The sequence below is a fragment of the Cellulomonas pasadenensis genome (assembly GCF_047229365.1).
Classification (GTDB): domain Bacteria; phylum Actinomycetota; class Actinomycetes; order Actinomycetales; family Cellulomonadaceae; genus Cellulomonas.
Genome location: NZ_JBFTEP010000131.1, coordinates 1 through 9,805 on the forward strand (window position 1 = coordinate 1; position 9,805 = coordinate 9,805).

Below are 9,805 nucleotides of genomic sequence, written 5' to 3' on the forward strand. Positions count from 1 at the left end.
GCGTGCAGGCGGTGCGCGAGGCGGTGCGGCTGCCGGCGCCCGCGCGCCCGGCGCCGGCTCCCCCGGCCGACGTGCAGGTCGACGTCGTCGGGGCGGAGCCGTGGGCGACCCCGCCGGCCGCGTTCTACCGGATCGACACCGCGCTGGTGGTGCCGCAGGTGGACCCGTCGACGTGGCGGCTGCGCGTGCACGGCCTCGTCGAGCAGGAGGTCGAGCTGACGTGGGACGAGCTCCTCGCGTCCGACCTCGTGGAGGCCTGGGTGACCCTGGCGTGCGTCTCCAACCCCGTCGGCGGCGACCTCGTGGGCAACCAGCGCTGGCTCGGGCTGCCCGTCCGCGAGGTGCTCGCCCGCGCGCGCCCCACCGCCGACGCCGACATGGTGCTGTCGCGCAGCGTCGACGGGTTCACGGCGTCGACGCCCATCGAGGCCCTCACCGACGACCGTGCCGCCCTGCTCGCCGTCGCGATGGACGGCGCCCCCCTGCCGCCCGAGCACGGGTTCCCGGTGCGGCTCGTCGTGCCCGGCCTCTACGGCTACGTGTCGGCGACCAAGTGGGTGACCGACCTCGAGGTCACACGCTTCGACCGCGCCGAGGCGTACTGGACCCGGCGCGGCTGGTCGGCGCGCGGGCCCGTCAAGACGCAGTCGCGCATCGACGTCCCGCGCAACGGCAGCACCGTCGCGGCCGGGGACGTGGTCGTCGCGGGGACCGCGTGGGCGCAGCACCGCGGCATCACGGGCGTGCAGGTGCGCGTCGACGACGGCCCGTGGGAGGACGCCGAGCTCGCCGGGGACGGCGGCGTGGACACGTGGCGCCAGTGGCGCTGGAGGTGGACCGGCGCCAGCGCCGGCAGCCACCGGCTGCACGTGCGGGCGTCCGACCCCGACGGCCCGCAGACCGGGGTGCCGCAGGGCGTCGTGCCCGACGGCGCCACCGGGTACCACCGCGTCGACGTCACGGTGTCCTGACGCACCCGTGCCCCGCGACGTCACGCCCCCCGTCCCGCCGGTCGCGCACCTCCTGCGACATCCGTGACGGCCGTGCGCGGGACGACGCGCTCGCACGCAGGTCGCACGGCGCCCGTCGCCGGTCCGTCCCTCAGTACACGTCGCGCGCGTAGCGCCGCTGCTCGGCGAGGCGCCTGACGTAGGCGGCGGCGTCGTCGGGGGTCAGGCCGCCGTGGCGCACGACGACCTCCCGCAGCGCGGCGTCGACGTCCTTGGCCATGCGGGCGGCGTCGCCGCACACGTACACGTGGGCACCGCGCTCGAGCCAGGACCACAGCTGCGGCCCCTGCTCGCGCATCCGGTCCTGCACGTAGACCTTCGCGCGCTGGTCGCGCGAGAACGCGGTGTCGAGGCGCGTGAGGACGCCGTCCGCGCGCAGCGCGTCGAGCTCCTCGCGGTACCAGAAGTCAGTGGCGGCGTGCTGCTCGCCGAAGAACAGCCAGCTCTCCCCACGGTCGCCGCGCGCCCGTCGTTCGGCGAGGAAGCCGACGAACGGCGCGACGCCCGTGCCGGGGCCGATCATGACCACGGGTGCGGCGTCGTCGTCGGGCAGGTGGAAGTGCGCCGAGGGCTGCACGTGCACGGCGACCTCCGCGCCGTCCGGCGCGTCGGCGAGGTACGCCGAGCAGACCCCCGTGCGGGCGGCGCCGCCCGGGCCGGCGTACCGCACCACCGACACCGTCAGGCGCACCCGGTGCGGGTCGACCAGCGGGCTGGACGCGATGGAGTACTGCCGCGGCTGCAGCCGCTTGAGCACGTCGACCCACTCCTGGGCGCCGGCGCGCACGCCGAGCTCCGCGACGACGTCGACCGTCTGGCGGCCCCACAGCCACTTCGCGAGGTCGTTGCGGTTGTCGGGGCGCAGCAGCCGCCGCAGGTCCGCGTCGCCCGTGCGGTCGGCGAGGAACCGCAGCAGCGCCGTGGACGGGCGGGTGACGTCGAGCTCGGTGCGCAGGGCGTCCGCGAGCCGCAGGGGGCCGCCGTCGACGACGACGTCCGCGCCCGCGTCCAGGCCGGTGACCGCGAGCCACTCGGCGACGAGGCCCGGCGCGTTGACCGGCCGCACGCCGAGCGCGTCCCCCGCGCGGTACGGGACGGGCAGCGGGCTGCCGCTCGTGTCGAGGACGAGCTCGCGCACCTCCTTGCCGGACCCCGGCGCGCCCAGGCGGCGGTTCACGACGAGCCGCGCGCGACCCGGCTGCGTGCGGGTCGCGTGCGCCGGTGCGGCCGGGCCGCGACCGCCGACGGCGTCCGTGCGGGCGGGTGCACGCCCCTGCGGTGCACCGGACGGCACGGGTCCGGCGGCGTCGGTCCCGGCCGGCGAGGACGCGACGGAGGTCGCGGACGCGTCGGCGGCCGCGAGCCCGTCGTCCGCGAGCGCCGCGACGAGCGCGTCGAGCCAGCGGGCGACCGCGTCGTCGTCGCCGGGCTCGCGGTCGAGCCGGTCGACCAGACGCCGGCCGCCGAGCTCGGCGAGGCGCCCGTCGAGGCGGCGGCCGTGGCCGCAGAACTGGTCGTAGGCCGGGTCCCCGAGCGCGAGCACGGCGTAGCGGGCGCCGTCGAAGGACGGTGCCGCGGGGTCGGCGAGCACCTCCCAGAGGGCGGTGCCGTTGTCCGGGGCGTCGCCGTCGCCGGTGGTGCTGGTGACGAGGACGACGTCGGCGCGGCGCGGGAGCCGGTCGAGCGCGTCGTCCATGGCGACGACGCGAGGGGTGCGCCCGGTCGCGGCCGCGAGGCGCGCGGCGACCTGTGCGGCGAGGTCCTCCGCGGTACCGGTCTGCGACGCCCACAGCACGACGAGCTCGCGCGCCGGCGCGGTGGTGAGGGCCGGGGGGCGCGGGCCCCCGGGCGCGCGGGAGAACATGCCGGCGAGGACGCCGTCGACCCACAGGGCGGCGGGGCCGTCGAGGGGTGCCGTGGGCGGCAGCACCGGGGTGCCGGGTGCGCCGCGCCCGAGGCCGGCGAGGAACCCCGCGAGGTAGCGCTGCTCGTCGGGGCCGAGGGTGGGCGGGCCGACGTCGTCGAGGCCGAGGGCGACGGCGAGCGCCTGCATGGTGGCGGGCCCGTCGAGTGCGGGTGCGGCCGTCGTCCCGGCGGCGACGCCGTCCGTCGCGTCGTCGGCCGTGCCGGCCGGGTCGGCGGCCGTGCCGGCGGGGTCGGCGGCCGCCGCGTCGGCCTCGGGCGCCGCCACGGGCGTGAGGGTCACGGCGCACGCCTTGAGCTCGGGCTGGAACGACAGCGGGTCGACGGCGTCGTTCGTCACGGCGTTGACGGACAGGTACTCGCCGAACAGGTCGTTCCAGTGGAACGGCGCGAACAGGGTGCCGGGGCGCACCCGGTCGGTGACGACGACGGGCAGCACGGCGCGCCCGCGCCGCGACGCGACCTCGGCGGACCCGCCGGCGACGAGCCCGAGCCGCGCGGCGTCGTCGGGGTGCACCTCGACGAACGGACCGGGGTTCAGGCGGTTGAGCGCGGGCACCTTGCCGGTCTTGGTGAGCGTGTGCCACTGGTGCTGCACGCGCCCCGTGGTGAGGACGAACGGGTAGTCGTCGTCCGGCATCTCGGCGGGGTCGAGGTGCGGGCGGGCGTGGAACACGGCGCGACCGCTCGGCGTCGGGAACACGAGCCGGGGGCGCGTGCCGTCGGGGCGCACGTGCAGCGGCTGGTGCACGCCGTCGTTGCGGTACCGCACGGGGTTGCGGGCGGGCCCGTCCGGCGCGACCGGCCACTGCACGGGGCCGTGGCGCAGGCGCTCGTGGCTGACGCCGCGCAGGTCGTAGCCGGTCCGCGGGTTGGTGCTGCGGCGGATCTCCTCGAAGACCTCCTCCGCGTTCGCGTACGCGAAGCCGTCGAAGCCCATGGCGGTCGCCACGCGCGCGATCAGCTGCCAGTCGGGCAGCGCGTCGCCGGGCGGGTCGAGCGCGCGGCGCGCGAGCGTCATGGTGCGCTCGCTGTTCACCATGACGCCGTCGGCCTCGGACCACAGCGCGGCGGGCAGGACGACGTCGGCGTAGGCGTTGGTCTCCGTCTCGGCGAACACGTCCTGCGTGATCACGAGCTCGGCGCGCTCGAGGCCCTCGATGACCGTGCGCCGGTTGGCGACGGACGCGACGGGGTTCGTGCAGATCACCCAGCACGCCGCGATCTCGCCGTCGGCCATCCGCCGGAACATGTCGATCGTGCCGGTGCCCACACCGTCGGTGTGCAGCGTGCCCGGCGGCAGGTCCCACAGGTCCTCGACGAACGCGCGGTCGGCGGGGTCGAGGACCGAGCGCTGCCCCGGCAGGCCGGGCCCCATGTACCCCATCTCGCGCCCGCCCATGGCGTTGGGCTGCCCGGTCAGCGAGAACGGCCCGCTCCCCCGACGGCAGATCGCACCGGTGGCCAGGTGCAGGTTGACGAGCGCGTTCGTGCTCCACGTGCCGTGCGTCGACTGGTTGAGGCCCATGGTCCAGCACGAGACCCAGCTCCCGGCGCCGGCGATGAGCGCGGCGGCGGCGCGCAGGTCGGCGGCGGGCACGCCCGTGAGCCCCTCGACGACGTCGGGCGGGTAGTCGGCGAGGAACGCGGGCATCGCGTCCCAGCCCTCGGTGTGCTCCGCGACGAACGCGTCGTCGACCGCGCCCGCCTCGACGAGCAGGTGCAGCAGCCCGTTGAGCAGCGCCAGGTCGGACCCGGGGCGCACCTGAAGGAACAGGTCCGCCTTCTCGGCGGTCGCGGTGCGGCGCGGGTCGACGACGACGAGCTTCGCGCCCGCCTTCACGCGGTCGAGCAGGCGCAGGAACAGGATCGGGTGGCAGTCGGCCATGTTCGCGCCGATGACGAGGAACACGTCGGCGTGGTCGAGGTCCTCGTACGACCCCGGCGGCCCGTCCGCGCCGAGCGACAGCTTGTAGCCGGTGCCGGCGCTGGCCATGCACAGGCGCGAGTTCGACTCGATCCGGTTCGTGCGCAGGTACCCCTTGGCGAGCTTGTTCGCGAGGTACTGCGCCTCGATGCTCATCTGGCCCGACACGTACAGCGCGACCGCGTCCGGGCCGCGCGTGTCGACCACCTCGCGCAGCCGGCGGGCGACGGTGGCGATCGCGTCGTCGAGCGGCACCGGCGCCGGCTCGGCCCCGCGCTCGGGGCGCACCAGCGCGGACGACAGCCGACCGCCGGCGGCGAGCATGTCGGCGCTCGTCGCGCCCTTGGTGCACAGGCGCCCGCCGTTGGACGGGTGGGCGCGGTCGCCGCTCGCCCTGCGCACGCGCCGGCCGCCGGCGTCGTCCTCGACCACGTCGAGGACGACGCCGCAGCCCACGCCGCAGTACGAGCACACGGTCGCGACCTGCGTCGTGGCCGTGCGCTCGTCCTGCGCGGTGGTGGTCGCCGTCACGCGGATGCCTCCCGGGGTGTGCCTGCGTCGGTCGGTCAGATGACCGTCGTGCCGAACTCCGAGCCGCGCCGCTGGTACACGGCCCAGGTGGTCGCCGCCATGACCGCGTACATCCCGACGATGACCCACAGCGCGGCCTGGACGGAGCCCGTCTGCGACGTCGAGATCGCGAAGCCGCGCGGGATGAGGAAGCCGCCGACCGCGCCCACGGCGCCCGCGATGCCGATGCACCCGGCGGCGGCCTTCGCGCGCCGCGCACGGTCCGCGTCGTCCCCGGCGCCGAAGCGGAAGACCGCGGGGATCATCCGGTAGACCGAGCCGTTGCCGGCGCCCGTGGCGAGGAACAGCAGCAGGAACGAGGCGAAGAACAGCCCGAACTCCTGCGCGCGCAGGGCGAGGATCGCGCCGACCGTGCCGACGGACATGACGGCGAACGCGAGCACCGTGACGCGGGCGCCGCCGAAGCGGTCGGCGAGGACGCCGCCCGCCGGGCGGGCCACCGAGCCGACCAGCGCACCGAGGAACGCGATCGACAGGGTCACCTCGGGGAACTGGTTCGCCAGCAGGGTGGGGAACGCACCGGAGAACCCGATGAACGAGCCGAAGGTGCCGATGTAGACGAACGAGATGATCCACGTGTGCCGGGCGCGCGCCGCGACCCCGTAGGCCCGCGGGTCCGACGTCGCGTTCGACAGGTTGTCCATGTACCGCCACGCGAGGACCGCGGCGACGAGCACGAGCGGGACGAACATGTACCCGGCACGCTCGAGCGACAGCGCCGCGCCGAGCGTCACGACGGTCGGCACCGCGAGCTGCACGGCCGCGGTGCCGACGTTCCCGCCCGCGGCGTTGAGCCCCAGCGCCTTGCCCTTCTCCGCCTCGGGGTAGAAGAACGAGATGTTCGCCATGGAGGACGCGAAGTTGCCGCCGCCGACGCCCGCGAGCGCGGCCACCGCGAGCAGCACGCCGAAGGGGGTGGTCGGGTCCTGCACGACGACGGCGAGGGCGACCGTCGGCAGGAGCAGCAGCAGCGCGGAGACGATCGTCCAGTTGCGACCGCCGAACACCGGCACCGCGAACGTGTAGGGGATGCGCAGGGTCGCACCCACGAGGCTCGGGATCGCGATGAGCCAGAACATCTGGTCGACCGTGAGGGTGAAGCCGGCGAGGGGCAGGCGCGGCACGACGATGCTCCACAGCGCCCACACGGCGAAGCCGAGGAACTCCGCGAACACCGACAGGCCGAGGTTGCGGCGGGCGATCGCCCGGCCGACGGTCCGCCACTGCGCGCCGTCCTCCGGGTCCCAGCCGTCGATCCACCGGCCGCGGCGGACGGTGAGGGCGGCGGCCGGGGGTGCGGCGACGGGCGGCGTGGCCGCCGGTGCGGGCGTGGTCGTCTGGGTCACGGGAGCCTCCGGGCGTCGGGGTGCGCGCGGGCGCGGCACGGGTGGGGCGTCGACGACGACGCTAGGGACGCCGTGTTTCGTCCGACCGCGGCCCGGCGTAACCCCCTGCGAACGTCTTCCGCACACGGCCCGGCGGCGGCGTGTGAGAAGTCGCGGCCCGTCCCGCCCGGACGCGCGCGCCCGGCGGCGGCTGCCAGGATGGGCGCATGCCGGACCTCGACGCTCTCGCGACCACCCACCTCGACCTCGCGCGCGCCGACGCGCACGGCCGCAGCGCCGAGCTCGTCGTCCACGACGGCGAGCTGCGCCAGACCGTCATCGCGCTCACGGCCGGCTCCGAGCTCGGCGAGCACGCCTCCCCGCCGGCCGCGAGCCTGCAGGCTCTGCGCGGGCGCGTGCGCGTGCACGTGGGGGACCAGGTGCAGCAGGAGGTCGCCGCGGGCGAGCTGTGGGTGCTGACGCACGAGCGGCACTCCGTGCTCGCCCTCGAGGACGCCGTCGTGCTGCTGACGACGGTGACGAGCGTGGCGCGCCACCCGCACGGATGACCTCGCCGCTCCCCCCGCTCGTCGCGCCCGGGCCGCCCCTGACGCCCGCGCAGGTCGACCGCTACGCCCGCCACCTCGCGCTCGCGCAGGTCGGCGAGACCGGTCAGCGGCGCCTGCTCGCCGCGCGCGTGCTGGTCCTCGGCGCGGGGGGCCTCGGCTCGCCGGCGCTGCTGTACCTCGCGGCCGCGGGCGTGGGCACGCTGGGCGTCGTGGACGACGACGTCGTCGAGGCGTCGAACCTGCAGCGGCAGGTGGTGCACGCGCTCGCGGACGTGGGACGGCCGAAGACGGCGTCCGCGGCCGACCGCGTGCGCGGCCTCTCCCCCGACGTCGACGTCCGCACCCACGCCGTGCGGCTGACCGCCGAGAACGCCGAGGAGGTGCTCGGCGGGTACGACCTGGTGGTCGACGGCACGGACAACTTCGCGACGCGCTACCTCGTCAACGACACGTGCGCACGCCTGGGGCTGCCCTGGGTGTGGGGCTCGGTGCTGCGCGGGCACGCGCAGGTGAGCGTCTTCTGGGCCGCGGCACCGGGCGGCGGCGTCGACCTGCGCGACGTGTTCGGGGAGCCCCCGGCGCCGGGGACGGTGCCGTCGTGCGCGGAGGACGGCGTGCTCGGCGCCGTGTGCGCCGCCGCGGGGGCGGCGATGGCGGTCGAGGCCGTCAAGCTCGTGTGCGGGACGGGCCGCACGCTGCTGGGCCGCGTGGCCGTCCTGGACGCGTTCGACGCGACGTGGCGCGAGGTGCCGGTGCGCCCGGCGCCCGGGCGCGTGCCGGCACCGGTCGCGCGCGTGCCGGCCGTGGCCGTGCCGGCGGGTACCGTCGGGGACGTGACGACCGCCGACTCCCCCGACCTGACCCCCGCCGCGCTGCGCGACCTGCTCGCCGCACGCGACGCCGGCACCGCGGACGTCGACGTCGTCGACGTCCGCGAGCCCGGCGAGACCGCCGCCGGCACGCTGCCCGGGGCGCGCCTCGTGCCGCTGGGCACGTGGGCCGACGGCTCCGCGCTGGCCGACCTGGACCCCGACCGCACGCTCGTCGTGGTGTGCCGGTCGGGCATGCGGTCGGCGCGCGCGGCCGCCTACGCCCGTGCGGCCGGCGTCCGCGACGTGCGCAACCTCGACGGCGGCCTGGTCGCATGGGCGCGCGAGGTGGACCCGGGGCTCGTCGTCCCCTGACCGGGGAGCCCCGACCCGGCAGCCCTCAGGGGCGGGACCGACCTGCCCGGGCGGCCCGCCGTCAGCCGTGGTCGGCGCCCCGCACCTGCCGCACGGCGTGCAGCAGCACCGGTCCCAGCAGCTCCGCCGCGTCCCGCGCGGCACCGGTCGACCCCGCGACGTTGACGACGAACGTGCGCCCGGCGACACCGGCGACGCCGCGCGACAGCATCGCCGCCGGCACGCCGCGCGCCACGCCGTCCGCACGCAGCGCCTCGGCGACGCCGGGGACCTCCCGGTCGAGCACGCGCCGCGTCATCTCGGGCGTGCGGTCGCGCGGCGACAGGCCCGTGCCGCCCGTCGTCAGCACGAGCGCCGCGCCCGCGGCGACCGCGTCGCGCAGCGCCGCCTCGACCGGCTCGCCGTCCGGCACCACGACCGCGTCGCCGACCGTGAACCCCAGCGCGCGCAGCGCGCCGACGAGCACCGGCCCGGACCGGTCGGCGTAGACCCCGGCGGCGGCACGGTCCGACGCGGTCACGACCACGGCGTGGCCGGGCCCCGCGCCCGCGTCCTCCGGTGCGTCGGGGTGGGCGGCCGGCGTGCCGGCGGCCACGTCGGGCACGGGCTCGTCAGGCACGGTGCCAGGCGCCGCTGCGCCCGCCCTCCTTGGCCTCGACCCGCACGTCGGTGATCGACGCGGCCCGGTCGACCGCCTTCACCATGTCGACGAGCGTCAGCCCGGCGACGGCGACGCACGTGAGCGCCTCCATCTCGACGCCCGTGCGGTCCGCGGTGCGCACGCGGGCGTCGATCCGCACGCCGTCGTCCTCGACCGTGAGGTCGACCTCGACGCCGTGGATCGCGAGCGGGTGGCACAGCGGCACGAGGTCCGGCGTGCGCTTGGCCGCCTGGATGCCCGCGATCCGCGCGACCGCGAGCGCGTCGCCCTTCGGCACGCCCTCGCCGCGCAGCAGCGCCACGACCTCCGGCGTCGTCACCAGCCGGCCCGAGGCGTGCGCGGTGCGGACGGTCACGGGCTTCTCCGCGACGTCCACCATGCGCGCGGCCCCGCGCTCGTCCACGTGCGTGAGGCGCGCGGGCGCGCCGTCCTCCGGGTCGCTCACGCGTCCCCCTCCCTCAGGTCCACCACGGTCACCGGCTCCCCGGCGGGCACGTGCGTCGTGCCCGCCGGGACGTCCACGAGGGCGTCGGCGCGGGCGAGCGCGCCGAGCAGGTGCGAGCCCGGGCCGCCGACCGGCGTGGCGACGGGCGCGCCGCCGGTCCAGTCGAGCCG

Annotated in this window: 8 protein-coding genes; 3 read left to right on the top strand and 5 right to left on the bottom strand. The window is 77.0% G+C overall.

From position 1 onward, the window contains the following. On the top strand, window positions 1-971 hold a 971-nt coding region (locus tag AB6N23_RS15115; protein ID WP_412866832.1), incomplete at its 5' end, for a molybdopterin-dependent oxidoreductase. Window positions 972-1,101: 130 nt separating this feature from the next. On the opposite strand, the gene AB6N23_RS15120 is transcribed toward AB6N23_RS15115, so the two are convergent. Further along, entirely contained in the window at window positions 1,102-5,391 is a 4,290-nt protein-coding gene (locus AB6N23_RS15120; RefSeq protein ID WP_412866833.1) for a bifunctional nitrate reductase/sulfite reductase flavoprotein subunit alpha, read from the bottom strand. A 35-nt stretch (window positions 5,392-5,426) separates the two neighbouring features. After that, entirely contained in the window at window positions 5,427-6,797 is a 1,371-nt protein-coding gene (locus AB6N23_RS15125) for an MFS transporter (protein ID WP_412866834.1), read from the bottom strand. Window positions 6,798-7,003: 206 nt separating this feature from the next. Between AB6N23_RS15125 and AB6N23_RS15130 the strand changes: the two genes are divergently transcribed. Further along, window positions 7,004-7,345, top strand: coding sequence for a cupin domain-containing protein (locus AB6N23_RS15130; protein WP_412866835.1), 342 nt, complete (start codon window positions 7,004-7,006; stop codon window positions 7,343-7,345). Then, window positions 7,342-8,529 (top strand): ThiF family adenylyltransferase, encoded by a 1,188-nt coding sequence (locus tag AB6N23_RS15135; protein ID WP_412866836.1) that lies wholly within the window; start codon window positions 7,342-7,344, stop codon window positions 8,527-8,529. Before AB6N23_RS15130 ends, AB6N23_RS15135 begins: the two co-directional genes overlap by 4 nt. A 61-nt stretch (window positions 8,530-8,590) precedes the next feature. Here AB6N23_RS15135 and AB6N23_RS15140 read toward each other — a convergent pair whose 3' ends face one another. The 3 genes from AB6N23_RS15140 to AB6N23_RS15150 form a co-directional block, all read right to left on the bottom strand. Further along, window positions 8,591-9,148, bottom strand: a complete 558-nt coding sequence (locus AB6N23_RS15140) for a MogA/MoaB family molybdenum cofactor biosynthesis protein (protein WP_412866837.1) — start codon at window positions 9,146-9,148, stop codon at window positions 8,591-8,593. Further along, window positions 9,141-9,569, bottom strand: coding sequence for a cyclic pyranopterin monophosphate synthase MoaC (moaC, locus tag AB6N23_RS15145; protein WP_412866838.1), 429 nt, complete (start codon window positions 9,567-9,569; stop codon window positions 9,141-9,143). The genes AB6N23_RS15140 and moaC overlap by 8 nt, the downstream gene beginning before the upstream one ends. A 62-nt stretch (window positions 9,570-9,631) precedes the next feature. Then, window positions 9,632-9,745, bottom strand: coding sequence for a hypothetical protein (locus tag AB6N23_RS15150; RefSeq protein ID WP_412866839.1), 114 nt, complete (start codon window positions 9,743-9,745; stop codon window positions 9,632-9,634). Window positions 9,746-9,805: the final 60 nt, after the last annotated feature.